The 26,305-nt window shown below is 69.8% G+C and carries 23 protein-coding genes; 11 read left to right on the top strand and 12 right to left on the bottom strand.

The features are described 5' to 3' along the window. Positions 1-6 precede the first annotated feature (6 nt). The 7 genes from G6N19_RS18905 to G6N19_RS18875 form a co-directional block, all read right to left on the bottom strand. Positions 7-348: a metal-sulfur cluster assembly factor gene (locus tag G6N19_RS18905; protein ID WP_013829181.1), complete on the bottom strand. Its 342-nt coding sequence runs from the start codon at positions 346-348 to the stop codon at positions 7-9. A gap of 30 nt (positions 349-378) precedes the next feature. Continuing rightward, the gene (sufU, locus tag G6N19_RS18900) at positions 379-843 is read right to left on the bottom strand and encodes a Fe-S cluster assembly sulfur transfer protein SufU (RefSeq protein ID WP_013829182.1); all 465 of its coding nucleotides are present in this window, start codon (positions 841-843) and stop codon (positions 379-381) included. Between the two features lie 3 nt (positions 844-846). Beyond that, the gene (locus tag G6N19_RS18895; protein WP_013829183.1) at positions 847-2,124 is read right to left on the bottom strand and encodes a cysteine desulfurase; all 1,278 of its coding nucleotides are present in this window, start codon (positions 2,122-2,124) and stop codon (positions 847-849) included. Between the two features lie 2 nt (positions 2,125-2,126). Then, the gene (gene sufC, locus G6N19_RS18890; RefSeq protein ID WP_013829184.1) at positions 2,127-2,921 is read right to left on the bottom strand and encodes a Fe-S cluster assembly ATPase SufC; all 795 of its coding nucleotides are present in this window, start codon (positions 2,919-2,921) and stop codon (positions 2,127-2,129) included. A 29-nt stretch (positions 2,922-2,950) separates the two neighbouring features. Next, positions 2,951-4,144 (bottom strand): Fe-S cluster assembly protein SufD, encoded by a 1,194-nt coding sequence (gene sufD / locus G6N19_RS18885; RefSeq protein WP_013829185.1) that lies wholly within the window; start codon positions 4,142-4,144, stop codon positions 2,951-2,953. Then, on the bottom strand, positions 4,144-5,589 hold the full coding sequence (sufB, locus tag G6N19_RS18880; RefSeq protein ID WP_013829186.1) for a Fe-S cluster assembly protein SufB: 1,446 nt from the start codon (positions 5,587-5,589) through the stop codon (positions 4,144-4,146). The genes sufD and sufB overlap by 1 nt, the downstream gene beginning before the upstream one ends. A 67-nt stretch (positions 5,590-5,656) precedes the next feature. After that, positions 5,657-6,499, bottom strand: coding sequence for a helix-turn-helix transcriptional regulator (locus G6N19_RS18875; RefSeq protein ID WP_013829187.1), 843 nt, complete (start codon positions 6,497-6,499; stop codon positions 5,657-5,659). A 140-nt stretch (positions 6,500-6,639) separates the two neighbouring features. Here G6N19_RS18875 and mptB point away from each other — a divergent pair, with 140 nt between their 5' ends. The 4 genes from mptB to G6N19_RS18855 are packed head-to-tail and all read left to right on the top strand — an operon-like array spanning position 6,640 to position 11,047. Then, positions 6,640-8,334, top strand: a complete 1,695-nt coding sequence (gene mptB / locus G6N19_RS18870) for a polyprenol phosphomannose-dependent alpha 1,6 mannosyltransferase MptB (protein ID WP_013829188.1) — start codon at positions 6,640-6,642, stop codon at positions 8,332-8,334. Beyond that, positions 8,331-9,269, top strand: coding sequence for an ABC transporter ATP-binding protein (locus G6N19_RS18865; RefSeq protein WP_085975715.1), 939 nt, complete (start codon positions 8,331-8,333; stop codon positions 9,267-9,269). The genes mptB and G6N19_RS18865 overlap by 4 nt, the downstream gene beginning before the upstream one ends. Then, positions 9,266-10,054 carry an ABC transporter permease gene (locus G6N19_RS18860; RefSeq protein WP_013829190.1) on the top strand — a complete coding sequence of 263 codons (789 nt, stop codon included), beginning with the start codon at positions 9,266-9,268 and terminating at the stop codon, positions 10,052-10,054. Before G6N19_RS18865 ends, G6N19_RS18860 begins: the two co-directional genes overlap by 4 nt. A gap of 57 nt (positions 10,055-10,111) precedes the next feature. Beyond that, complete coding sequence (locus tag G6N19_RS18855) at positions 10,112-11,047, top strand: COX15/CtaA family protein (protein WP_041319894.1); 936 nt, start codon at positions 10,112-10,114, stop codon at positions 11,045-11,047. On the opposite strand, the gene G6N19_RS18850 is transcribed toward G6N19_RS18855, so the two are convergent. Next, positions 11,003-11,698, bottom strand: a complete 696-nt coding sequence (locus G6N19_RS18850) for a hypothetical protein (RefSeq protein ID WP_193465429.1) — start codon at positions 11,696-11,698, stop codon at positions 11,003-11,005. The two genes, G6N19_RS18855 and G6N19_RS18850, sit on opposite strands and share 45 nt — an antisense overlap. A 31-nt stretch (positions 11,699-11,729) precedes the next feature. Here G6N19_RS18850 and G6N19_RS18845 point away from each other — a divergent pair, with 31 nt between their 5' ends. Then, a complete protein-coding gene (locus tag G6N19_RS18845; protein ID WP_193465428.1) occupies positions 11,730-12,716 on the top strand; it encodes a quinone oxidoreductase family protein in 987 nt (328 codons plus the stop codon). A 24-nt stretch (positions 12,717-12,740) separates the two neighbouring features. Here the strand turns inward: G6N19_RS18845 and G6N19_RS18840 are convergent, their stop codons facing one another. From G6N19_RS18840 to G6N19_RS18830, 3 genes are all read right to left on the bottom strand, one after another. Further along, positions 12,741-14,330 (bottom strand): PPE family protein, encoded by a 1,590-nt coding sequence (locus tag G6N19_RS18840; protein WP_193466446.1) that lies wholly within the window; start codon positions 14,328-14,330, stop codon positions 12,741-12,743. A gap of 64 nt (positions 14,331-14,394) precedes the next feature. Continuing rightward, positions 14,395-15,972 (bottom strand): PPE family protein, encoded by a 1,578-nt coding sequence (locus G6N19_RS18835; RefSeq protein WP_232062431.1) that lies wholly within the window; start codon positions 15,970-15,972, stop codon positions 14,395-14,397. Between the two features lie 147 nt (positions 15,973-16,119). After that, positions 16,120-17,043, bottom strand: coding sequence for a heme o synthase (locus G6N19_RS18830; RefSeq protein WP_041318024.1), 924 nt, complete (start codon positions 17,041-17,043; stop codon positions 16,120-16,122). Positions 17,044-17,230: 187 nt separating this feature from the next. Between G6N19_RS18830 and tkt the strand changes: the two genes are divergently transcribed. From tkt to G6N19_RS18800, 6 genes are read left to right on the top strand one after another with little or no spacing between them, the layout of a single operon-like run. Next, a complete protein-coding gene (gene tkt, locus G6N19_RS18825) occupies positions 17,231-19,321 on the top strand; it encodes a transketolase (RefSeq protein ID WP_193465427.1) in 2,091 nt (696 codons plus the stop codon). A 44-nt stretch (positions 19,322-19,365) separates the two neighbouring features. After that, complete coding sequence (tal, locus tag G6N19_RS18820; protein WP_193465426.1) at positions 19,366-20,478, top strand: transaldolase; 1,113 nt, start codon at positions 19,366-19,368, stop codon at positions 20,476-20,478. Positions 20,479-20,482: 4 nt separating this feature from the next. Next, positions 20,483-22,039, top strand: a complete 1,557-nt coding sequence (gene zwf / locus G6N19_RS18815; protein ID WP_193465425.1) for a glucose-6-phosphate dehydrogenase — start codon at positions 20,483-20,485, stop codon at positions 22,037-22,039. A gap of 2 nt (positions 22,040-22,041) precedes the next feature. Beyond that, positions 22,042-22,962, top strand: a complete 921-nt coding sequence (gene opcA, locus G6N19_RS18810) for a glucose-6-phosphate dehydrogenase assembly protein OpcA (protein WP_013829202.1) — start codon at positions 22,042-22,044, stop codon at positions 22,960-22,962. After that, positions 22,959-23,699: a 6-phosphogluconolactonase gene (gene pgl, locus G6N19_RS18805; RefSeq protein WP_193465424.1), complete on the top strand. Its 741-nt coding sequence runs from the start codon at positions 22,959-22,961 to the stop codon at positions 23,697-23,699. The genes opcA and pgl overlap by 4 nt, the downstream gene beginning before the upstream one ends. Further along, the gene (locus G6N19_RS18800; protein ID WP_041318028.1) at positions 23,699-24,097 is read left to right on the top strand and encodes a hypothetical protein; all 399 of its coding nucleotides are present in this window, start codon (positions 23,699-23,701) and stop codon (positions 24,095-24,097) included. The genes pgl and G6N19_RS18800 overlap by 1 nt, the downstream gene beginning before the upstream one ends. Before the next feature lie 31 nt (positions 24,098-24,128). Here the strand turns inward: G6N19_RS18800 and G6N19_RS18795 are convergent, their stop codons facing one another. Continuing rightward, complete coding sequence (locus G6N19_RS18795) at positions 24,129-26,165, bottom strand: erythromycin esterase family protein (RefSeq protein WP_193465423.1); 2,037 nt, start codon at positions 26,163-26,165, stop codon at positions 24,129-24,131. Positions 26,166-26,305 lie beyond the last annotated feature (140 nt).

The following is a 26,305-nucleotide window of genomic DNA, read 5'->3' as shown; positions in this document are numbered from 1 at the left end:
CTCCGCTCAGACCGTGAAGCCGACGGCGCGCATCATCTCGCGGCCCTCGTCGGTGATCTTGTCCGGACCCCAGGCCGGCTCCCAGACCCAGCTGAGGTCCAGCTTCTTGACCAGGCCCGCACCGACGGTCGCGTTCTCGACCTGCTCGGCGATCATGTCCTGCAGCGGGCAGGCCGGCGAGGTGAGCGTCATGGTCACCACCGCGGCGGCACCTTCCTCGTCGTGGCGGATCGCCAGGTCGTAGACCAGCCCGAGGTCCATGACGTTGATGCCGATCTCGGGGTCGATGACGTCGTGCATCGACTCCTCGACCTCGGCGAGTAGCTCATCGGGTCCGGTTTCACTCATTGCTTCATCTCCTGGGTTGTCGCCACTGACTCACGCCAGCGTGTTTTCTTCCGTCTTGGCGAGCGCCTGCGCCAACGCGTCTTTGAACGCCATCCAGCCCAGCAGCGCGCATTTGACCCGCGCCGGGTACTTGGCCACCCCGGCGAAGGCGATCCCGTCGCCGAGCACCTCTTCGTCACCTTCGACGGTCCCCCGTGACGACACCATCTCGTGGAACGCGTCGAACGTCGTCAAGGCCTCCGGCACGCTCAAGCCGATCACCTGGCTGGCCAGCACCGACGTCGCCGCCTGCGAGATCGAACAGCCCTGCCCGTCGTAGGAGACGTCGGCGATCCGCTCGCCGTCATCGGAGACCGCCACCCGCATGGTCAATTCGTCACCGCACGTCGGGTTGACGTGGTGGACCTGCGCGCCGTAGGGCTCCCGCAGCCCACGGTGCTGCGGATGTTTGTAGTGATCGAGGATCACTTCCTGGTAGAACTGCTCGAGGCGCACGTCTCACGCTCTCCCGAAGAATTTCACGGCGCGCTGAATCCCCGCCAGCAGCCGCTCGACCTCATCGTGGGTGTTGTACACCGCGAACGACGCGCGGGCGGTGGCCGCCACATCGAATCTGCGGTGCAACGGCATCGCGCAGTGATGGCCCACCCGCACCGCGACACCGTCGTCGTCGAGCACCTGGCCGACGTCGTGGGCGTGCACCCCGTCGATCACGAAGGAGACCGGAGAACCGCGGTCCGTCATCGTCGTCGGCCCGATCACGCGCACCCCGTCGATACCGGCGAGGCCCTCGAGGGCGGCGGCCACCAACTCGTGCTCGTGCGCCTCCACCACGTCCATCCCGATGGCATCCAGGTAACGCGCGGCCGCAGCCAGCCCGACCACCTGCGAAGTCATCGGCGTGCCGGCCTCGAAACGTTGCGGCGGCGGCGCGTAGCTGCTCGACGACATCGTCACGGTCTCGATCATCGATCCGCCGGTGAGGAACGGCGGCAGCGCCGCCAACAGCTCGCGCCGGCCGTAGAGCACGCCGATTCCGGTGGGCCCCAGCATCTTGTGACCGGAGAATGCGGCGAAGTCGACGCCGAGGGCGTGCAGGTCGACCGGCTGGTGCGGCACCGACTGGCAGGCGTCCAACACGGTGAGCGCGCCCACCGCGCGGGCTCGCGACACCAGCTCGGCGACCGGCGCCAGCGCGCCGGTCACATTCGAATGATGAGTGAAGGCAACGACTTTGACTCGCTCATCGAGCTTGAGCGAATCCAGGTCGATCCGCCCGTCGGGCGTCACCTCATACCACTGCAGTGTCGCCCCGGTGCGCCGGGCCAGTTCCTGCCACGGAACCAGGTTGGCGTGATGCTCCAGCTCGGTGGTGACGATGACGTCGCCCGGGCCGACGGCGGCTTCGAACCGGTTGTCGCCGAACCCATACGCCACCAGATTCAGCGACTCGGTGGCGTTCTTGGTCAACACCAGCTCGTCCGGGTCGGCGCCGACGAAGCGCGCGATGGCCGACCGGCCGTCCTCGTAGGCGTCGGTGGCCTCCTCCATGAGCTGGTGCGCCCCGCGGTGCACCGCGCCGTTGGAGTGCAGCAGAAACTCCCGCTCGGCATCGAGCACCGGCAGCGGACGCTGCGAGGTCGCGCCGGAATCGAGGTAGGCCAGCCGGCTTCCGCCACGCATGACGCGGCTCAGGATCGGGAAATCCGCCCGAATCGCAGCCAGGTCCGGCGCCGCCGGACGACCGGGCGCCACCGTCGTGTCGGACACCGTCATGCTCAGGCTCCCGCCGCTCCCGCCGCTGCCGCGTCGGAGAAGCGTTCGTAGCCCTTCTCCTCCAGCTCGTCGGCCAGCTCCGGACCGCCCGACTCCACGATGCGCCCACCGGAGAAGACGTGCACGAACTGCGGCTGGATGTAGCGCAGGATCCGGGTGTAGTGGGTGATCAGCAGGATGCCGCCGTTCTCGGTCTCCTGATAGCGCTGCACCCCTTCGCTGACCACCCGCAGGGCGTCGACGTCGAGGCCGGAGTCGGTCTCGTCGAGGATCGCGATCTTGGGCTTGAGCAGGCTCAGCTGCAGGATCTCGTGGCGTTTCTTCTCACCGCCGGAGAAGCCCTCGTTGACGTTGCGCTCGGCGAAGCCGGAATCGATACCGAGCTCGGTGAACGCCGCGCGCTGCTCCTTGATCCAGGCGCGCAGCTTCGGGGCCTCGCCGCGCACCGCGGTCACCGCCGTGCGCAGGAAGTTCGACATCGACACCCCGGGCACCTCGACCGGATACTGCATGGCCAAGAAGAGACCCGCGCGCGCCCGCTCGTCCACGGCCATCGCCAGCACGTCCTGGCCGTCGAGGGTGATCGACCCGGATGTCACGGTGTACTTGGGGTGACCGGCGATCGCATACGACAGGGTCGACTTGCCCGAGCCGTTCGGGCCCATCAGGGCATGCGTCTCACCGGAGTTCACCGTCAGGTCGACTCCGTGCAGGATCGGGATCGCCGCCGCACCGTCGTCGCCGGCGCCGCCCGGCGACACACTCACGTGCAGGTCCTTGATCTCCAGTGTGCTCATTGCTGTTCGGTGTCCTTAAGTCTTGGTGGTCAGTTGTTCTCGGTGACGGCGAGTTCGCGCTCGACGGCCTCGGTGAGGCGTTCTTGGACGAACGGCACCGGGATCTTGGAGATGATCTCGCCGAAGAAACCGCGCACGATCAGGCGTCGGGCCTGATCCTCGGGGATGCCGCGCGCCTGCAGGTAGAACAGCTGCAGGTCGTCGAAGCGGCCCGTGGCGCTGGCATGGCCGGCCTGCACGATCTCGCCGGTCTCGATCTCCAGGTTCGGGATCGAATCCGCCCGCGCACCGTCGGCCAGCACCAGGTTGCGGTTCACCTCGAAGGTGTCGGTGCCCACCCCCGCCGCGCGGATCAGCACGTCGCCGACCCAGACGGTGTGGGCGTCGGGCAGACCCGAACCGGGGTCGCCCTGCAGCGCACCCTTGTAGAGCACGTTCGAGCGGCAATTGGGCTGGCTGTGGTCGACCAGCAGACGCGATTCGAGGTGCTGGCCGTCGTCGGCGAAGTACAGGCCGAGCAACTCGGCGTCACCGCCCGGTCCGTCGAACCGCACCCGGCCGGTCAGCCGCACCAGTTCACCGCCCAGCAGCACGGCGCTGTGGCGCAGCACCGCGTCCTTGCCCAGCGCCGCGTGGTGCATGGTCACGTAGGCCAGATCCGCGGCCGCCTCGGCGAGCCACACCACGGTCAGCGTCGCAGCATCGCCGACGACGAACTCGACGTTGTCGGCGTAGGTTCCGCTGCCCCGCACGTCGATCACGACGGTGGCCTGCGACAGCTCCTCGGCGCGCAACTGCAGATGGCCGTAGGCCGTCGACCCCTCACCGGGACCGGTGATGGTGATCGTGACCGGCTCCTCGACGACGGCTTCCTTGGGAACGGTGAGGACCGTCGCCTCCTGGAACGCCGAGAAGGCCTGGGCCGCAACGCGATCAGCGGGAACACCCGCGGCACCGAGCCGGTCGTCGCCGCGCGCGACGGTCTCGACGCGCACCGCCGCGTCCGCGGTGACGGCGATGGCCGCCGATGCGTCGGCCACCGCCGAACCGTCGTGCAGGCCGCGCAGCCGGCGCAGCGGGGTGAACCGCCAGATCTCGTCGCGGCCGTGCGGCACCTCAAAGGCGTCCACGTCGAACGAGGTGAACTGCTCCCCTTTGTTGATGCCTTCGGCGGCCTCGGTCAGGTTGCTCGGCGAGGCGGACCGCAGGTCAGTCGAAGCCACTAGCCCACCGAGCCTTCCATCTGCAGCTGGATCAGCTTGTTGAGTTCCAGCGCGTATTCCATCGGCAGTTCCTTGGCGATCGGCTCGACGAAGCCGCGCACCACCATCGCCATCGCCTCGTCCTCGGTCAGGCCGCGGCTCATCAGGTAGAACAACTGGTTCTCACTGACCTTCGACACCGTGGCCTCGTGGCCCACGGTGACGTCGTCCTCGCGGATGTCGACGTAGGGGTAGGTGTCGCTGCGGCTGACGTCGTCGACCAGCAGCGCGTCGCATTTCACGCTCGACTTCGCCCCCTGAGCGCCCTTGTGGATCTCCACCAGGCCCCGGTAGGAGGATCGGCCGCCGCTGCGCGCCACCGACTTGGAGACGATGTTGGACGAGGTGTGGGGTGCCAGGTGCAGCATCTTGGCGCCGGTGTCCTGGTGCTGGTCCTCACCGGCGAACGCCACCGAGAGCACCTCGCCCTTGGCGTGCTCACCGGTCATCCACACCGCCGGGTACTTCATGGTGACCTTGGAGCCGATGTTGCCGTCGACCCACTCCATGGTGGCGCCCTCTTCGGCCCGCGCCCGCTTGGTGACCAGGTTGTAGACGTTGACCGACCAGTTCTGGATGGTGGTGTAGCGGCATCGGCCGCGCGGCTTGACGATGATCTCCACCACCGCCGAGTGCAGCGAGTCACTCGAGTACACCGGGGCGGTGCAGCCCTCGATGTAGTGCACGTAGGCGTCCTCGTCGACGATGATCAGGGTGCGCTCGAACTGGCCCATGTTCTCGGTGTTGATCCGGAAGTAGGCCTGCAGCGGGATGTCGACGTGCACACCCTTGGGCACGTAGATGAACGAGCCGCCGCTCCACACCGCGGTGTTCAGCGCCGAGAACTTGTTGTCGCCGGCCGGGATGACGGTGGCAAAATACTCCCGGAACAGCTCCTCGTGCTCCTTGAGCGCGGTGTCGGTGTCCAGGAAGATCACGCCCTGGGCCTCCAGATCCTCGCGGATCTTGTGGTAGACCACCTCGGATTCGTACTGGGCCGCGACCCCGCCGATGTAGCGCTGCTTCTCGGCCTCCGGGATGCCCAGCCGGTCATAGGTGTTGCGGATGTCCTCGGGCAGGTCGTCCCAGGTCTGGGCCTGCTTCTCGGTGGACCGGACGAAGTATTTGATGTTGTCGAAGTCGATCCCGGACAGATCCGAGCCCCAGTTGGGCATCGGCTTCTTCATAAAGGTCCGGTACGCGCGCAGCCGCGCCTCAAGCATCCACTCCGGCTCGTTCTTCTTCGCCGAGATGTCGCGCACCACATCCTCGGACAGGCCACGCTGCGCGACGGCGCCCGCGGCATCGGTGTCGGCCCAACCGTATTCGTACCGGCCCAGCGACGCGATCGTCTCTTCCTGGGTGGGCTCGGCCGCTGCCGCGGTGGCCTCCGGTGTGAGTGTCATGGTGACGCCCCTTCAGTGCTCGTAATGGCTTCGGCGCAGGCTTCGCGCCGAAGGTCGATCGGTGTTGTCATTGCTTTTTTGCGGCGGTACCGGTCCGGCCGGCTTTGGTGGTTTTGCCGGCCCTGCCGGACTTGGCGCTCTTGATGGTCAGGGGTACGTGGGTGGTACAGACGTACCCGCCGTCGGCGATGGTTGCCAACCGCTGGACGTGGGTGCCCAGCACCTCGGCCATCGCCTGCCGCTCGGCGCGGCACAGCTCCGGAAACTCTTTGGCGACGTTGGCCACCGGGCAATGATGCTGCAGGATCTGCACCCCCGGGACACCGCCGTCCACCCGTGCGGTGCTGGCGGCGTAGCCGGCCTCGGTCAGCGCCGCGGCGATGCGTTCGGCGGTCGCCTCGAGATCCCCGTCGGTGTCTGAGTCGCCCTCGGCGGCCACGGCCGCGACCTCGGACAGAATCGTGTCGATGCGCTGCCGGGCGAAGGCCACCACCGCATCCTCGCCGCCGATCTCGCGCAGCTGGCGCATCGCCGCCACGGCGAGGTCGTCATAGCGGTGCCCGAGCTTGCCCCGGCCGGCGTCGGTGAGCTGGTACCGCTTGGCCGGCCGACCGCGACCCACCTGCTGCCAGGCCGCCGGGGCGTGCGCCTCGGCGTCGCCCAGCTCGATCAGCGCGTCAAGGTGGCGCCGCACGCCGGCCGCCGACAAGCCGAGGCGGGCGCCGATGTCGCCGGCGGTGATCGAACCGGACTCCATCAGCAGGCGCACCACCGCCTGACGGGTGCGGCCCTCGGACGAATCATGGCTGCCGGCGAGCTCGGCGCCCGGTTGAGGCGCAGCCGAAACCGCACCGCCGGGGCGCTGCCCGGCGGTTTGGGATGCGGCGTTGGCCTCAGCCTTGAATTTCACAACACCAGTGTGACGCAATTCGGCGGCCGGGTCCAGAAAGGGTTACCTCAGTTCGGCACGAATCGGCCGTAACGCTGGTCACAGCGCGCTCCTGCCGGTCACCCGACCGGGCTTCGTCGGGAGGCCGTTACGCTGCTGGGATGGCAGCCCGCCGGCACTCGCTGAGCAGCTCGATCGCCCACCTGCACGGCGACGAGCGCACCGTCGGCGCCCCCCTCAACGCTGCCGAACTCGTCGCGCTGCGGCGCACCCGGCTGTTCGGGGCCACCGGCACCGTGTTGATGGGCATCGGTGCGCTCGGTGCGGGCGCCCGACCGGTGGTCCAGGACCCGACCTTCGGGGTACGACTGCTGAACCTGCCGTCACGGCTGCAGACGGTGGCGCTGACCATGACCACCACCGGCGCGGTGATGATGACCCTGGCCTGGCTGATGCTGGGCCGCTTCGCGCTGTCCTCGGGCGGGCCGGGCCGCCGGATGTCGCGCAGCCAACTCGACCGCACGCTGTTGCTGTGGATGCTGCCGTTGCTGGTCGCCCCGCCGATGTACAGCAAGGACGTCTACTCCTACCTGGCGCAGAGCCAGATCTCCCGACTGGGACTGGACCCCTACCGGGTGGGCCCGGCGCCGGCCCTCGGGCTGGACCACGTGTTCACCCTGTCGGTGCCGAGTCTGTGGCGGGAGACACCGGCCCCCTACGGCCCGCTCTTCTTGTGGATCGGCCGGGGAATATCGGCGCTGACCGGTGAGAACATCGTCACCGCGGTGTTGTGCCACCGGGTGGTGGTGCTGGTCGGCGTGGGGCTGATCGTGTGGGCGGTGCCGCGGCTGGCGGCACGGTGCGGGGTGGCCGAGGTCAGTGCGCTGTGGCTGGGTGCGGCCAACCCGCTGCTGTTGATGCACCTGGTCGCCGGTATCCACAACGAGGCGCTGATGCTCGGCCTGATGCTGACCGGCACCGAGTTCGCGCTGCGCGGGATCACCGCGGCCCAACCGCTGCTGCCGAGCCGGTGGCGCCACCCGCAGGACTGGGCGCCGTTGGCCGAACTGCTCACCGGGGCGGTCCTGATCGCGATGTCGTCGCAGGTCAAGCTGCCGTCGCTGCTGGCACTCGGATTCGTGGCGATGGCCCTGGGCTGGCGCTGGGGCGGCGACCTGCGGGCATTCCTGCTCGCCGGGGTCGGCACCAGTGCCCTGGCGGCGGCCGTGATGGGCCTGATCGGCTGGGCCAGCGGGCTGGGCTTCGGCTGGGTTTACACCCTGGGCACCGCCAACGTGGTCCGCAGCTGGATGTCGCCGCCGACCCTGATCGCCCTCGGCACCGGCCAGGTGGGGACCCTGCTGGGCCTGGGCGATCACACCACCGCCGTGTTGTCGCTGACCCGTGGCATCGGTGTGCTGATCATCGCGGTGATGGTCATCTGGCTGCTGCTGGTGGTCTTCCAGGGCCGGCTGCATCCGGTCGGCGGGCTCGGCGTCGCACTCGGCATCACGGTGCTGCTGTTCCCGGTGGTGCAGCCCTGGTATCTGCTGTGGGCGATCATCCCGCTCGCCGCCTGGGCGACCCGGCCGAGCTTCCGGATCGCGGTGATCGCGGTGACCCTGGTGGTCGGCATCTTCGGCCCGACCGCCAACGGTGACCGTTTCGCCCTGTTCCAGATCGTGGACGCCACGTTGGCCAGCGCCGTGGTGGTGCTGGCGTTGTTCCTGCTGACCTACCGGCATCTGCCGTGGCGGGAGTTGCCCGCCGAGGACGGCCGACCCGATGGTGAGTCGCTGGCGGGGCCGACCCCGCGGTCCGCCCCCGTCGCCGACGCTTACGCTGATTCTCCGTGAGCTCAGCTGTGGCGGTGCGGTTGCGCGGCGTGCGTAAGCGTTACGGGGCCGGTCCGACGGCGACCGAGGCGGTCGCCGGTCTTGATCTGGAGGTCCACACCGCCGAAGTGTTCGCGCTGCTGGGCCCGAACGGCGCCGGCAAGACCACGACGGTCGAGATGTGCGAGGGCTTCGTGCGCCCGGACGCCGGCACCATCGAGGTCCTCGGGCTGGACCCGATCGCCGACAACGACCGGCTGCGGGAACGCATCGGGGTGATGCTGCAGGGCGGCGGCGGCTACCCCGCGGCGCGCGCCGGCGAGATGCTCAAGCTGGTGGCGTCGTACTCGGCGAACCCGCTGGACCCGCAGTGGCTGCTGGAGACCCTGGGCCTGACCGACGCGGCCCGGACCACCTACCGCAGGCTCTCGGGCGGGCAGCAACAGCGGCTCGCGCTGGCCTGCGCGCTGGTCGGTCGCCCGGAGCTGGTGTTTCTCGACGAGCCGACCGCCGGCATGGACGCCCACGCGCGGCTGCTGGTGTGGGAACTGATCGACGCGCTGCGCCGCGACGGCGTGACCGTGGTGCTGACCACGCACCACCTGCGGGAGGCCGAGGAGCTGGCCGACCGGCTGCTGATCATCGACCACGGCAAGGTGGTCGCAGCCGGCACACCGGCGGAACTGACCCGCAGCGGCGCCCAGGGCCAGGTGCGGTTCACCGCACCTCCCCGACTGGACTTGTCGTTGCTGCTCACCGCGCTGCCCGAGGACTATCGGGCCAGCGAGCTGCAACCCGGTGAGTACCTCGTCGAGGGGGCCGTCGACCCGCAGGTGCTCGCGACCGTGACCGCATGGTGCGCGCGCCTGGATGTGCTGGCCACCCAGCTGCGGGTGGAGCAGCGCAGCCTGGAGGATGTGTTCTTGGACCTGACCGGACGGGAGCTGCGCCCATGAGTGACCAGCACGTCTTCGCGCCGGGCACCTTCACCCCCGACCCGCGCCCGGCCGGCGTGCCCGCGATGCTGGCCGCGCAGTACCGGCTCGAGCTGACCCTGCTGCTGCGCAACGGCGAACAGCTGCTGTTGACGATGTTCATCCCGATCACGCTGCTGATCGGGCTGACGGTGCTGCCGCTGGGCCCGTTCGGCGAGGGTCATGCCGAGCGCGCCACCACAGTGCTGCCGGTGATCATGTCGCTGGCGGTGATCGCCACCGCCTTCACCGGCCAGGCGATCGCGGTGGCATTCGACCGCCGTTACGGCGCGCTGAAACGCCTGGGCGCCACCGCACTGCCGGTATGGGGAGTCATCACCGGCAAGTCGCTGTCGGTGGCGACGGTGGTGCTGTTGCAGTCGGTGCTGCTCGGGTTGATCGGCATCGCCCTGGGCTGGCGGCCGACACCGCTCGGGCTGGCGCTGGGCGCGGTCGTCATCGCGCTGGGCACGGCGTGCTTCGCGGCGTTGGGGCTGCTGCTCGGCGGCAGCCTACGAGCCGAGATCGTACTGGCCCTCGCCAACCTGATGTGGTTCGTGTTCGGCGGGTTCTCGGCGCTGACGGTGGAAACCGAGCTGGTGCCCGGCGCGGTCCGCTGGCTGGCCCGGCTGACGCCTTCGGGGGCGCTCACCGAGGCGCTGGCGCAGGCCCTGGCGGTCTCCTTCGACTGGTTCGGAGTCGCGGTGGTGGTGGCGTGGGGGCTGCTGGCCGGCCTCGGCGCGGTGCGCTGGTTCCGGTTCAGCTGACCTACTACGGTACGTAGTTACCGATCCTCTACGATCAGGCCCGTGGCACGCTTCCTGATGCGCCTGGTGGATCTGCTGCCCGATCCCAGTCTGCGCACCCAGCGGCTGCTGGCCGCCGCCGTCGTCTTCACCCAGGGCTTCATCTCGGTCAGCGGAGCCATCGTACGCGTCACCGCGTCCGGGCTGGGCTGCCCGACCTGGCCGCAGTGTTTCCCGGGCAGCTACGTCCCGGTCGCGGTCTCGGAGGTGCCGCGAATCCATCAGGCCATCGAGTTCGGCAACCGGATGGTGACCTTCGCGGTGGTCATCACCTCGGCGCTGGCGGTGTTGGCGGTGATCCGGGCGCGGCGGCGCCGGGAGGTGCTGGTCTACGCCTGGCTGATGCCGGCCTCCACGGTGCTGCAGGCGATCATCGGCGGCATCACGGTGCGCACCGGGCTGGCCTGGTGGACGGTGGCGGTGCACCTGCTGGTCTCGATGCTGATGGTCTGGCTGGCGGTGCTGTTGTACGTCAAGGTCGGTGAGCCCGACGGCGAGACCGTCGTGGTACGCCACCGGGTCCCCGTCCCGTTGCGGCGGCTGACCGCGCTGTGCGCCGTCATGCTGGCCGCGGTACTGGTCACCGGAACCCTGGTGACCGCCGCCGGGCCGCACGCCGGCGACAAGAGCACCACCCGCACGGTCGCTCGGCTCAAGGTCGAGGTGGTCACGCTGGCGCACCTGCACGAGTCGCTGCTGATCGGCTTCCTCGGGCTGCTGGTGGGGCTGGCGTTCGGGCTGGCTGCGGTACGAGCGGCCAAACCGGTGACCAACCGGCTTGCCTGGTTGACCGCGCTGACCCTGGCGCAGGGGCTGATCGGGGTCGTTCAATACTTCACCGGGGTGCCCGCGGTGCTGGTCACCATCCACGTGGCGGGCGCCGTGCTGGTCACCGGCGCGACCGCGGCGCTATGGGCGTCGCTGCGCGAGCGGGCCCAACCCGAGCCGGTCTAGCGCCGAGGTGACCTCCCGCGCGAATCGGCGTTGCGCGCGGTCACATTCGTCGGCGCCGAGTTCACCCCAGCCCAGGTCCGGCGCAACCAGATCCAGGCCGACCAGGCGCGTGTCGGCCCCTGCTCCGGTCACCTCGGCGCGCGCGTAGAGCAATTCCTCGATCCGGATGCTCAAACGCTCGGCGGCAGCGCGCAGCGCGGCGCGGCCGAGGTCCCACAACTCGAAGTCCGGGTCGCCACCCGCGGCGCCGAACGCGTGCGACCGGCCGGCGCCGAAGAACACCAGCGCGGTGCGCGCCGTAGCCGCGCCGGGCGCCGTCGGCACCCCGTCACACTGCAAGTCGGCCAGATAGCGGGGATCGGCGTTCCAGGCCACCACCTCCGGGGGGTTCAACAGGTTGCGCACCCGCTTGGTCCACGCCGTGAATTCGGCGCGCCGCTCCGGCTCCCCGCCCGCCGACCGCAGGATCACCAGGTCGGCCTCGAGGGTTTCCGGGTCGTCCCAGGGCAACCGGCGGGCGTGCAGGCCGCGGTGTCGCAGCGCATGCACCAGGCCGGCGTCATCACCGGGGTCAGAATCGTCGTCGTCGCGCCGCGGATCGCCCGCCAACACGATGCGCGGGTGGAAGATATCGGGCCGGGCCAGCTTCATGCAGACTCCACAGTCGGAGATGATAGTCACCATGCACGCCGTGGAAATCGCCGCGACCGGCGGCCCCGAGGTCTTGGAACTGGTCGACAGGCCGCAACCCTCCCCCGCCGCCGGGGAGGTGGTGATCCGGTCCGAGGCCATCGGGGTCAACTACATCGACACCTATTTCCGCTCCGGGATATACCCGGCGGAGTTGCCGTTCGTGCTCGGCAATGAGGCCGCCGGCGTCGTGGCCGAGACCGGCGCGGGCGTGACGACGCTGAGCGGGGGTGACCGCGTGGTGACGGCGGCCGCGACCGGCGGGTACGCGCAGTACTGCGCGGCGCCGGCAGCGCTGGTGGCGCCCATCCCGGCCGGCGTCGACTCCGACGTGGCGGCGGCCGTACTGCTCAAGGGCCTGACGGCGCATTACCTGATCAAATCCGTCTATCCGGTGCGGCCCGGCGACACCGTGCTGCTGCACGCCGGCGCCGGCGGGGTCGGGCTGATCCTGACCCAGTGGGCCACTGCCCTGGGCGCCCGGGTGATCACCACCGTGTCGACGCCGGCGAAAGCCGACTTGTCCCGAGCGGCCGGCGCCGCCGAGGTCCTCGACTACCCCGGCTCGGACGACACGGCCGCCGCCGCTTTCGGCGCCCGCATCCGGGAGTTGACCGACGGCGCCGGGGTCGCCGCGGTGTACGACGGCGTGGGCGCGGCGACGTTCGACGCGAGCCTGGCCAGTCTGGCCGTCCGGGGCACGCTGGCGCTGTTCGGCGCGGCCAGCGGACCGGTTGCCCCGGTGGATCCGCAGCGGCTCAACGCCGCCGGTTCGGTGTACCTGACCCGGCCGAACCTCGCCCACTTCACCCGCAGCGAGCAGGAATTCTCCTGGCGCACAGGCGAATTGTTCGACGCGATCACGGCAGGATCGATCGAGGTGACGGTCAGCCGGCGCTACCCGCTGGCCGAGGCCGCCGACGCGCACCGGGATCTTCAGGCCCGCAAGACCACCGGTTCGATCGTGTTGATCCCCTAACGACGCCCCCCGCGGTCCGCGCGCTCAGCCGGCCCGCCAGCTCTCCGGCAGCAGCGGCAGCCGCGGCCCCTCGGCGAATTCGGCCCCGCCCAACCGCGCCAGCCCCGCGGCACGGGCGGCGTCGTCGCGCACCGCGCCGGCGCGGCCCAGTGCACCGGCGCCGTGATCGGACACCGCGTCCGGCCCCCACTCCGGCTCCACGCCGACGGTCAGCGCCATCGCGGCGTCTTCGTGGCCGGCCCGGGTCTTGCGACGGCGGCGCCGGGCCGCCCGTCGGGAATCCGCCGCGGCCACGGCCGCTGCGGCTTCCGGGGCGGGCGTCTTCTTCTTGGCGCCCGCCGCGGCCCCGGTTCGGGCGCCGAGCCCCGACCCGAAATCGATTCCCGGGCCGCCGCCGATCAGGTAGGGAAACGCAAACGAGCCGGCCGGTGCCGGCGCGGGGGGCGGCGGTGCCGCAGCGGCCGGTGCGGCGCCGGCGGTGGCGGGGGCCGGCGGTGGCGGCGCGGGCGGCGGCGGCGCGACCGGGACGGCCGGGCCGACCACGGTCGCCTCGACGGTGATCACCGGGGACAACGGCGTGGCGGGAACGCCGACCGGTGACGCCGGCGCACCCAACCCGGCCAGGCCGGCCAGCCCGCCCAGCGATCCGACAGGCGCCACCACCGCGCCGGCGGCGGCCGCCACCATCGCCGGCGACTGGCTGATCGCGGTGGCCAATTGGGCGATGTGGGTCGGCCAGTCGAACAGGGCCAGGGCCGCGAGATATTGCAGCGCCGGGATGATCCGGGTCGGGTCCTGCGCCATGTAGGTGAAGTCCTCGAACAGTTCCAGGGTCCGCGCGAGGTACCAGATCGGTTGGGCGGCATTGGAATAGTAGTCGTAGGCATAACCATTGAGGGTGCCGGCGGCCGGGTCCCAATGGATCCCGAGGTTCTGCAGGAAATGCGAGACGGCGGTGGTGAAGGCGTTGGAGATCATCGGGTCATGGGCGGTGACACCGTCTTGTATCCCCAGGCTTTTCAGGATCGGCTCGAGGACGTCGAGCAGCCCCTGCAACGGGTTCTGCCACTGCGGCTGCTCGGAGCTGGCGGCAGCTCGCTGAATCTGCGGCGCCACCCCGGTGTGCGGCGCGGCGGCTACCGCCGAACCCGCCACCGCCTGGTAGGTCGACATCGTGGTGGCGGCCTGCACCCACATCCGGAGGTAGTCGGCTTCGTTGACCGCGATCGGAATGGTGTTGATGCCGAAGAAGTTGGTCGCCACCAGCACGCCGTGCACCGCGTGATTGGCGGCCAGCTCCGGAAGCGTCGGCATGGCCGCCAACGCAGCGCTGTAGGCCGCCGCCGCGGTCTGGCACTGCGCGGCGGCCGCCGCACTGTGCGCGGCGGCGTGGCTCAGCCAGGCCAGGTACGGCGCGTGGGCGCCCAGATAGGAGTCCGCGGCGGGCCCCTGCCACGCCCCGGCTTCGACGGTGGCCAGCACCGCGGTCAATTCCTCGGCGACCGCCGTGTACTCGGCGCTCAACGACGACCACGCCCCCGCCGCCGCCAACAACGGCCCCGCTCCCGGCCCGGCGCTCAACAACGCCGAATGCACCTCCGGCGGCGACGCCATCCATACCCCTGGCACAACCACCGAGTTTACTTCATGGGAACTTTGTTTTTCGGGTACCCGAACTTTAAGGCTTGTCGCCGTCGGCGTCCCAGCTGCCCGGCACCATCGGCTGCCGCGGCCCGTTGCCGAACGCACCGTCCAACCGGGCCATCCCCGCCGCGGTGGATCGCCCGTTGGCCGCGTTGCCGGCGAAACCCAGCGTTCCGGCGCCCCGGTCGGCAGCCGCCGGGTCGTCATCGGGCAGCTGCCACTCCGGGGCGACACCGACACCCATCGTCGTGAACTGATCGGCGTGGCCGCGTTTGGCGGCGCGCCGTCGGCGCCGGGCCTGCGCCCGCCGGCGATCGGCCTCCCGTGCCGCTGCGGCCGCCGCGGCGCTGTCGGATTCGGAGGCCTTGCGGGCCGCACGGGCGGCGGCGGCCATTCCCGAGCCCGAACCGATTCCGGGTCCGCCGATCAGGTAGGGCGGAACGAACGTCGCTGCAGCGGCCGGTGGCGGCCCGATCAATGCCGGTGCGGAGCCCGCGGCCGCGCCCGCCGGCACCGGCGGGGCCGGGGCCGCCGCGCTGACCGCTCCAGACACCGCCGGTGCGGGCGGGACAGTCCCGATCGCGGGCAACTCATGACCCCCGGACCCGGACGGCGGCGCGGGGATCGGCGCCCCGGACTGCGGCAGACCGGCCAACCCGGTCAGCCCTGCCAAACCACCCACGGCGCCCACCGGGGCGACCACCACACCGAGCACTGCGGCGAACAACTGCGGCGACTGCCCCACCCAGGTAGCGATCTCGGCGATGTGTGTCGGCCAGTCGAACTCGGCGAGCTGGACCAGATACTGAAATGCCAGCGCCGGATTCTGTTGGAAATTCACCCCGAGCTGCTGGAAATCCTCGAACAGCTCAAGGGCCCGGACCAGCCAGAACAGCGGCTGGTTGGGATCGACGTACTGGTCGTAGGGAATCCCGTTCACCATGGCGTGGGCCGGATCCCAATTGACCTGTCCGTTGCTGGCCGTCTGCAGCAGCTGGGCGATCAGCTGGTCCAGCGGATCGTTGACGGTGGGGTCGGTGCCCTCATCGTCGCCGCCGGGCGCATCGGCCTTGAGAATCGGGGGCGCCGGCGCCGGCTGTGGGGTCGAGGCCACCGCCGCGCCACTGACCGCTCGATAGGCCGACATCGTCGTCGCGGCCTGCACCCACATCCGGACGTAGTCGGCCTCGTTGAGCGCGATCGGCATGGCGTTGAGCCCGAAGAAATTCGTCGCCACCAGCACCCCGTGGGTGACGTGATTGGCCACCAGTGCCGGCAGCGTCGGCATGGCGGACAGCGCGCTGAGATAGGCGCCGGCGACCGTCTCGTAGCCGGCCGCAGCCGCCGCGCTGTCCGCCGCGGCCTGCCGGAGCCAGGACAGGTAGGGGGCATGCGCCATCACGTAGGACTCGGCACCGGGCCCCTGCCAGGCTCCGGCCTGGACCGCCCCCAGCAACGCCATGAGTTCGTCGGCGGCCTCGGTGTACTCGGCGCCCATGGCCGACCAGGCCGCGGCCGCCGCCAACAGTGGGCCGGGTCCCGCTCCGGTGCTCAACAGCGCCGAGTGCACCTCCGGCGGAGATGCCATCCAGACCGGCGCCGGCGCGGTCATCGCGGGGCATCCACCGAATTATTGAATATGATTTTCATTGGCGATAATTGCATACCCGCCGCCGCCGTCGGCGCAAGGTGCTTCACCCTCGCGTTACCTGGGGGCAAGCTGGGAGATCGGCGTGGCGGCCGGCAGCCGTCGAGGAACTCAGAACAGGGTGGGCAGGCCGATGGCCGAGTCCACCGCCAGCGCGCAGAACACCACCGCCAGGTAGTTGTTCGACTGCAGGAAAAGCCGGAGCGGTTTGACCGGCTCGCCGCGGCGCACCCCGGCGTAGAGCTGGTGGGCCATGGCCAGGAACCAGACCCCGGCCAGGAACGCGACCGAGGCGTACAGCCACCCCGCGGCCGGCACCAGCGCCAGCGTGGCGATCACCGTCGCCCAGGTGTAGACCACGATGCGGTGGGTGACGACACGCTCGCTGGCGACCACCGGCAGCATCGGCACCCCCGCCGCCGCATAGTCGTCCTTGTAGCGCATGGCCAGGGCCCAGGTGTGCGGTGGCGTCCAGAAGAAGATGACGGCGAACATCACCAGCGCCTGCCAGCCGACGGTGCCGGTCACCGCAGACCAGCCGATCACCACCGGCATGCAGCCGGCCGCACCGCCCCACACCACGTTCTGCGAGGTGTGCCGCTTGAGCAGCATCGAATAGACCAGCACGTAGAAGGCGATGGTGGCCACCGCCAGCAGGCCCGACATCAGGTTGGTGAACCGCCACAGCCAGACGAAGGAGACGGCGCCGAGCACCAGGCCGAAGACCAGCGCGTTCCGGGTCGGTACCGCGTCGCGGGCCAGCGGCCGGCGCGCGGTGCGCTTCATCACCTTGTCGATGTCGGCGTCGACGACGCAGTTCAGCGCGTGGGCGCCCGCGGCGGCCAGCATCCCGCCGATGAGCGTGTTGAAGATCAGCAGCGGATTCACCGTGCCGCGGTCCGCCAGCAGCATCGCCGGGATGGTCGTGACCAGCAACAACTCGATGATCCGCGGCTTGGTCAGCGACAGGTACGCCAACAGGGTGCTACGTACGGCGCGTATTCGGCGCGGCGCGGCGCGCTCCCGAATACTCACGTGATGACTCCTCAGATGGCAGCAGCGACGCCGGCGTCTACTACGGACGATGGTAGACCGCACTGCCGAGTCGACCGAATCCCAGGGTCGATTCACGGGTAATCCACACGCCGACGCCGACCTGCAACACTGCCCGTGCCCGCATTAGGGTGAGAAGCAACCAGCCTTGTCGACAATGAGGACGTTCGTGACCACTGCTACAGAGATCTCCGCCCTGACCCGCCCGCACCACCCCGCCGACTGGGCCGAGATCGACTCGGTCGCGGTCGACACCGCCCGGGTGCTGGCCGCCGATGCGGTCCAGAAGTGCGGGAGCGGCCACCCCGGCACGGCGATGAGCCTGGCACCGCTGGCCTACACGCTGTTTCAGCGGGTGATGTGCCACGACCCGTCCGACCCCCACTGGCTGGGCCGGGACCGGTTCGTGCTGTCCTGCGGGCACTCCAGCCTGACGCTGTACATCCAGCTGTACCTCGGCGGCTTCGGATTGGAGCTGTCCGACCTCGAGGCGCTGCGCACCTGGGGCTCCAAGACCCCGGGGCACCCGGAGTTCCGCCACACCACCGGCGTGGAGATCACCACCGGTCCGCTGGGCCAGGGTCTGGCCTCGGCGGTCGGGATGGCGATGGCCGCCCGTTACGAGCGCGGGCTGTTCGACCCCGACGCCGCCGCGGGCGAAAGCCCGTTCGACCACTACATCTACGTGATCGCCTCGGACGGCGACATCCAGGAGGGCGTGACCAGCGAGGCGTCGTCGCTGGCCGGTGTGCAGCAGCTGGGCAACCTGATCGTGTTCTACGACCACAACAAGATCTCCATCGAGGACGACACCGCGATCGCGATGTGCGAGGACACCACCGCCCGCTACCGCGCCTACGGCTGGCATGTCCAGGAGGTGGAGGGCGGCGAGAACGTCACCGGCATCGAGGAGGCGATCGCCAACGCCAAGGCCGTCACCGACAAGCCGTCGTTCATCTCGCTGCGCACGATCATCGGCTATCCGGCCCCGGACAAGATGAACACCGGCGCCGCCCACGGTGCGGCGCTGGGCGACGACGAGGTGGCCGCCACCAAGAGGGTGCTCGGGTTCGACCCGGACAAGTCCTTCGACGTCCGCGAGGACGTGATCACCCACACCCGGGGTCTGGTGGCCCGCGGCAAGGCGGCGCACGACGAGTGGCAGGCGCAGTTCGAGGCGTGGGCGGCCCGCGAGCCGGAACGCAAGGCACTGCTGGACCGGTTGCTCGCCGGTGAGCTGCCGGACGGCTGGGACGCCGAGCTGCCCTCCTGGGAGCCGGGCTCCAAGGCGGTGGCCACCCGCGCCGCGTCGGGCAAGGTGCTCTCCGCGGTGGGCCCGAAACTTCCCGAATTGTGGGGCGGCTCGGCCGATCTGGCCGGCAGCAACAACACCACCATGGACGGCGTCAAGTCGTTCGGGCCGACGTCGATCTCGACCAAGGACTTCACCGCGGACCCGTATGGCCGCACGCTGCATTTCGGGATTCGCGAGCACGCGATGGGCGCGATCCTGTCGGGCATCGTGCTGCACGGCCCGACCCGCGCCTATGGCGGCACCTTCCTGCAGTTCTCCGACTACATGCGGCCCGCGGTGCGACTGGCGGCGCTGATGGACATCGACCCGATCTACGTGTGGACCCACGACTCGATCGGTCTCGGCGAGGACGGCCCCACCCACCAGCCGATCGAGCACCTGTCGGCGCTGCGCGCCATCCCCCAGTTGTCGGTGGTGCGTCCGGCCGACGCGAATGAGACCGCCTATGCCTGGCGCACCGTGCTGGCCCGCGGCGCCGACAGCGGTCCGGTCGGGCTGATCCTGACCCGCCAGGGGGTGCCGATCCTGGAGGGCACCGACGCCGACGGCGTGGCACGCGGCGGATATGTGCTCGGTGGGGCCGGAGCCGAGCAACCCGACGTGATTCTGATCGCCACCGGCTCAGAGGTGCAGCTCGCGGTGGAAGCCCAGAAACTTTTGGCGGACAAGGACATCAATGCACGCGTGGTCTCGATGACCTGCCTGGAGTGGTTCGAGTCGCAGCCGGCCGAGTATCGCGACGCGGTGCTGCCACCCGCCGTTTCGGCACGGGTCGCGGTCGAGGCCGGTGTCGCGCAGTGCTGGCATAAGCTGGTGGGCGACACCGGGGAGATCGTCTCGCTCGAGCACTACGGCGAATCCGCGGACTACAAGACGTTGTTCCGCGAGTTCGGATTCACCGCAGCGGCCGTCGTCGCCGCCGCCGAACGCGCCTTGGAGAGATGACGCAAACTGTGGCCGCATGACGGCCGATTGAGAAGGAGCGCAACATGACTCAGAATGAACGGCTTGCCGCGCTGAGCGCCGCCGGCGTGTCGGTGTGGCTCGATGACCTGTCCCGCGACCGGCTGACGTCGGGCAACCTGGCCGAACTGGTCGCCACCCGCAGCGTGGTCGGGGTGACCACCAACCCGACCATCTTCCAGAAGGCGCTGGAGAAGGGTCACGCCTACGATAAGCAGCTGGCCGAGCTGGCCGCTCGCGGCGCCGATGTGGACGCCGTGATCCGCACCGTCACCACCGACGACGTCCGCAACGCCTGCGACGTGCTGACGAAGGCGTGGGAGGCATCCGACGGGGTCGACGGTCGGGTGTCGATCGAGGTCGATCCCCGGCTGGCCCACGACACCGACAAGACCATCGCCCAGGCCGTCGAACTGTGGAAGATCGTCGACCGGCCGAACCTGTTCATCAAGATCCCGGCGACCAAGGCGGGACTGCCGGCCATCACCGCGGCACTGGCCGAAGGGATCTCGGTCAACGTCACGCTGATCTTCTCCGTCGAGCGCCACCGCGAGGTGATGGACGCCTACCTGGCCGGCCTGGAGGCGGCCAAGACGGCCGGACATGACCTGGCCAAGATCCACTCGGTGGCATCCTTCTTCGTCTCCCGGGTGGACACCGAAATCGATGCGCGGCTGGAGAAGATCGGCTCGGCCGATGCTTTGGCGCTGCGCGGCAAGGCCGGCGTCGCCAACGCCCGGTTGGCCTACGCCGCCTACGAAGAGGTCTTCGGCGGCGAGCGCTTCGCCGCGCTGGCCGCCCACGGCGGGCGGGTACAGCGCCCGCTGTGGGCGTCGACCGGCGTCAAGAATCCCGACTACCCGGACACCCTCTACGTCACCGAGTTGGTGGCTCCCCACACCGTCAACACCATGCCGGAGCCGACCCTGGATGCGGTGGCCGACCACGGTGACATCGCCGGCGACACCATCGCCGGCACCGCGTCGGAGTCGCAGCGGGTCTTCGATCAGCTCGCAGCGGCCGGCATCGACGTCTCCGACGTGTTCGTGGTGCTGGAGTCCGAAGGCGTGGACAAATTCGAGGCGTCGTGGGGGGAACTGCTGGAGGCCACGGCATCGCAGCTCAACGCCGCCAAGTGACCTGATGGTGAGCGCAGCGACCGCGCGACACACCGCCGGGGCCTGGCGAAACCCGCTGCGGGACAAGCGCGACAAGCGGCTGCCCCGCATCGCTGGCCCGTGCGGGGTGGTGATCTTCGGTGTCACCGGTGACCTGGCCCGCCGCAAGCTCATGCCGGCCATCTACGACCTGGCCAACCGCGGCCTGCTGCCACCCACCTTCGCGCTGGTCGGTTTCGCCCGCCGGGAGTGGGCCGACGAGGATTTCGCCGACGTGGTCTACCAGGCGGTCAAGCAGCACGCCCGGACCCCGTTCCGTCAGGTCGTCTGGGACCGGCTGGCCGAGGGATTCCGGTTCGTGCAAGGCACTTTCGATGACGACGCGGCATTCGCTGAGCTGGCCGAAACACTGGACAAGCTCGACGCCGAACGCGGCACCGGCGGAAATCACGCCTTCTACCTGTCGATCCCGCCCGATGCGTTCCCGGTGGTGTGCGAGAAGCTGCACGCCAGCGGGCTGGCGCGTCCGCGAGACGGCCGTTGGAGCCGGGTGGTGATCGAGAAGCCGTTCGGCCACGACCTGGACAGTGCCCGCGAGCTCAACAGCGTGGTCAACCGCGTCTTCCCGGAGGAGTCGGTGTTTCGCATCGACCACTATCTGGGCAAGGAGACGGTGCAGAACATTCTGGCGCTGCGGTTCGCCAACCAGCTTTTCGACCCGATCTGGAATGCGCATTACGTCGACCATGTGCAGATCACCATGGCCGAGGACATCGGCCTGGGTGGGCGGGCCGGCTACTACGACGGCATCGGCGCGGCCCGCGACGTCATCCAGAATCACCTGTTGCAATTGCTGGCCCTGACCGCCATGGAGGAGCCGGTCAGCTTCTCCCCCGCCGAACTGCAAGCCGAGAAGATCAAGGTGCTCTCCGCCACCCGGCTGGCACAACCGCTGGACGAAACCACCTCGCGGGGTCAGTACGCCGCCGGGTGGCAGGGCGGCGAACACGTCGTCGGCCTGCTCGACGAGGAGGGCTTCGCCCACGACTCGCGCACCGAGACCTATGCGGCGATCACGCTGGAGGTCGACACCCGACGCTGGGCCGGCGTGCCGTTCTACCTGCGCAGCGGAAAGCGGCTGGGGCGCCGCGTCACCGAGATCGCGCTGGTGTTCAAACAGGCGCCGCACCTGCCCTTCGACGCCACCATGACCGACGAACTGGGCAAGAACGCGCTGGTGATCCGGGTGCAGCCCGATGAGGGGATCACGCTGCGGTTCGGTTCCAAGGTGCCGGGCCATCTCATGGAGGTCCGCGACGTCAACATGGACTTCTCTTACGGCTCGGCGTTCGCCGAGGACTCGCCGGAAGCCTACGAACGCCTGATCCTGGACGTGCTGCTCGGTGAGCCCTCACTGTTTCCCGTCAACGCCGAAGTCGAATTGTCTTGGGAGATCCTCGATCCGGTGCTGGAGAACTGGGCAGAGCACGGCAGACCCGAGCCGTACGCGGCCGGCACCTGGGGCCCGCGGTCGTCGTTCGAGATGCTGGCACGCTCCGGCCGGGAATGGCGGAGGCCCTGACCATGATCGTCGAACTGCCCGACACGTCCACCAACGCGATCAACAAAAAGCTCGACGAGTTGCGCGAGCAGGTCGGGGCGGCGACGACGGGCCGGGTGTTGACCCTGATCATCGCCCTGGAAAGCACCGAGAACGACATGCTGCTCGAAGAGTCCATCGCCGCGGCCAACATCGCCAGCCAGGAGCATCCCAGCCGGGTGGTCGTGGTGTTGGCGGGTGAGCCCGACGACAGTCCGCCGCGGCTGGACGCCCAGCTGCGGATGTTCGGTGACGCCGGCGCCGGCGAGGTGGTGGTGCTGCGGCTTTCCGGCCCGCTGTCCGGGCACGCCGACGCGGTCGTGGTGCCGTTTCTGTTGCCCGACATTCCGGTGGTCGCCTGGTGGCCCGATGTCGCGCCGGCGGCGCCGGCCGAGGATCCGCTGGGAGCGTTGGCGTTGCGCCGGATCACCGACGCCACCAACAGCCCCGACCCGCTGGCGGCGATCAAGAGCCGGCGGGGCGGCTACACCGCCGGCGACACCGACCTGTCGTGGAGTCGCATCACCTACTGGCGGGCGCTGCTGGCTTCCGCGCTCGACCAGCCGCCCTACGAGCCGGTCCGCTCGGCGCTGGTGTCCGGGCTGTCTACCGAGCCGGCCCTGGACATCCTGGCCGGCTGGTTGGCCAGCCGCATCGATGGCCCGGTGCGCCGCGCCGTCGGTGAGCTGAAGATCGAGCTGGTGCGCGACAGCGAGACCGTGGCGCTGAGCCGGCCGCAGCACGGCGTGATCGCCACGTTGAGCCGCACGGCCAGACCCGACGCGCTGGTTCCGCTGCCCCGCAGGGTGACCGCCGAGTGCCTGGCCGAAGACCTCCGCCGACTGGACTCCGACGCTGTGTATGGCGCCGCACTGGCCGGCCTCGAAGAAGTGGAGTATCTGTGACCGTAGCGATCTACCCCGGTGCCGATGACCTCATCGCCGCGGCCGGTGACCGGCTTGCCGATGCCATCGAGGCGGCGCTGGCCGCGCGGGGCCGCGCACTGATCGTGTTGACGGGCGGCGGTACCGGTATCGGGCTGCTGCGTCGGCTCGGTGAGCATGCCGCGCGGATCGACTGGGAACGCGTGCACGTGTATTTCGGCGACGACCGCTTCGTCCCCGGCGACGATGACGAGCGCAACGAAAAGCAGGCCCGCGAGGCGCTGTTGGACCACGTCGGGATCCCGGCCGACAACATTCACGCGATGGCCGCCAGCGACGGCGCGTTCGGCAATGATCTGGACGTCGCGGCGCTGGCCTACGAGCAGCTGCTGGCCGATCATGCCGAACCCGGTGAGCGCACACCGGACTTCGATGTGCATCTGTTGGGCATGGGTGGTGAAGGCCACGTCAACTCACTGTTCCCCGATACCCCGGCGGTAACCGAATCCGCCCGGCTGGTGCTGCCGGTCTACGACTCGCCCAAGCCGCCGCCGCGGCGCATCACGCTGACGCTGCCCGCGGTGCGTCGCTCACGTCAGGTGTGGCTGGTGGTGTCGGGGGCGGCCAAGGCCGAGGCGGTGGCCGCCGCGGTCGGCGGCGCCGACCCGGTGTCGGTTCCGGCGGCCGGGGCCGTCGGGCGGGAAGAGACGATCTGGTTGCTCGACGAGGCAGCGGCCGCCGGCCTGACCACGTCATAATGAGCGGCATGGCAGACAGAGGCTCGGGCACTGGCGGGGAACGCAATCGACTCAAGACATTGGCGCAGGCGGCGCTGAACGCCGACGTGACGGTCGGGCAACTCGAAGACGTCCTGAATGGCCTGGGCGACACGATGAACGCCTTGAACAGTTCCCTGGCCGGCCTCAATGCCACCGTCGAACGCCTCGGTGACGGCCTGGACCACCTTGATGAGACCATGGCCAGTCTCGACGACCTGGCCCGCCGACTGGTTGCCCTGATCGAGCCGGTGGAGACCATCGTCAGCCGGATGGACGACATCGTCAGCGTCGGCGAGACCGCGATGGCGCCGCTGGCAGCGACCGAGAACATGGTCCGGGGCATGTTCAACGCGCTGCGCAACCGGACGGTGCGCTGAGCCTGCGCAGCGATCGGCCCGCCCAACCCAGCTATATGCCACTCGGGTAGGTCTGCGGGTTCTGGCCCTCGACCCAAACACTGGTGACTTCAAGGGGTTCCAGGGCGCAGGTGTTGTCGATATGGATGATCGCGTCGAACTGGTCGGCGGGCCTGGCGTGGAAGTAGTGGCTCTGCCGTTCGGTGGCGGGCTGATAGATCACGCCGATGGCGCGGTTCAGCCGGACGGCGCCGAGCACCGCGGCCGCCGCGGAGGGCTTGAGCGTCGACAGCAGGAACTCGGTTCTGCCGGTGGAATGGAGAAGTTCCTCGATGCTGCCGTTCAGCGCCGGACGGACCGTCTTGTGTTCGGCGGGTCCGCCCCACTCGCTGGCCGCGGTGACCGTACCGCTGTAGGTGCTGAAGCCGATCAGGCGCACCGCATCGCCGTAGCGCTGGCGCACCAGCTGGCCGAGCGTGAGCTGGCCGTCGCCGGACATCTCGGTCGCCCTGGCGTCACCGACGTGAGAATTGTGTGCCCACACCACGATGCGGGCCGGCGGTGCGCCGGGGCGATCGTCGAGGTGGGCCAGCAGCGCATCCAGGGTCAGCGCCATATGCTGATCCCGCAGGTTCCACGAGGTGACCCGACCGCTGAACATCGCGCGGTAGTACACCTCGGCGTTGCGGACGGTGTGGGCGTTGCGCAGTGCGTCGAAGAGCGCATCCTGCGCGGTCAGCCCGTCACGCTGGGCATAGCTCAGCGCGTCGCGCTGCAACTCGACCAGCTGCTCGATCGCCTCGCGCTCGCAGGACGGTCCGGCGCCGAACGCCGCGCCGTATCCGTAGGCCTGACCATCCTGCGCGGCGGTGTGATCGAAGCACGCGTAGCGGGCCCGGGCGCGCGCTGCCGCCGCCGAATCGATCGTCTCCAGGTAGCCGATCACGGCCTGCATCGACCGGTGCAGGCTGTAGAGGTCCAACCCGTAGAAACCGGTTTGGCGGCCCGACGATCCGCAGCGCTGATTGTGGGCGCGCAGCCAGTCGACGAACTCACGGACCACGGTGTTGCGCCACATCCACGCCGGGAAACGCTCGAATCCGCTCAGCGCCGCATCGGCGTCGGTGTCCTCACCCAGGCCGCGGACATAGCGGTTGACGCGCTGGGCGTCCGGCCAGTCCGCCTCAGCGGCGACGGCGCAGAACCCCTTCTCGGCGATCAGCCATCGGGTGATGTCCGCGCGGGCCGCGTAGAACTCGTGGGTGCCGTGCGAGCCCTCACCGATCAGCACGATGCGGGCGTCGCCGATCAGTTGCTCCAGCGCCGCCCGCGGCGGTACACCGGCCGGGGCGTCGATCGCGGCGCGACGAATCACTTCGACCGGGGTGGACGCCGGTTTCCGACTGGTGGCCGGCTGGGCCGGGGTGGCCAGCAGCGTGCGGACCTCCTCGTCGGAGACCTGGCTGAAGTCCCAGAACGACTCGCCGACCGCACGAAACGGGGTCGGCATGGTGGCGCACACCACGTCGTCGACGAGACCGGCGAATTCCCGGCAGGTCGATTCCGGAGCCGCGGGAACGGCGATCACGATGTGTGCGGGTTCGAAGTCCTGCAGTGCCTGCACGGCTGCGAGCATGCTGGCGCCGGTGGCCAGCCCGTCGTCGACGAGGATCACCGTCTTGCCGGCGACCGCCACCGGGGGGCGCCCGTCGCGGTAGACGGCCTCGCGCCGGGCCAGCTCACGGCCTTCGTGCTCGGCGATATCGCGCAGCTGTTGCGGGGTGATCCGCAGCCCGCGCACCACGTCGTCGTTGAGCACCACACGCCCGCCGCTGGCCAGCGCGCCCGCCGCGAACTCTTCATGGCCGGGCGCCCCGAGTTTGCGAACGATGAAGGCGTCCAGCGGCGCATCGAGAGCGGCCGCGACCTCCCAAGCGACCGGGATGCCGCCCCGCGCCAGACCGAGCACGATCACGTCGTCGCGACCCCGGTAGGCGGTCAGCAGGTCGGCCAGGACGCGACCGGCCTCCCGACGGTCGCGAAACAGTCGCCGCGCCCGTGGGCTTCTCACATCTGCTGTATCGATCATCGCCGTCACCGCCGTCGTGCATCGGTCGGTCGCCGTCACACAACACCACTGTGCTCCCAGTGCACCGCGCAAGGCGAGGGCCCGAAGTCCTCGCCCGGCCGGGCCGTTCGTCAGCGTGGGCCCGCGGCGGCGTCGCATAC

The sequence above is a fragment of the Mycobacterium novum genome, from assembly GCF_010726505.1.
In the GTDB taxonomy this organism is placed as follows: domain Bacteria; phylum Actinomycetota; class Actinomycetes; order Mycobacteriales; family Mycobacteriaceae; genus Mycobacterium; species Mycobacterium algericum.
This window is presented reverse-complemented; position numbering and strand designations above follow the sequence as displayed.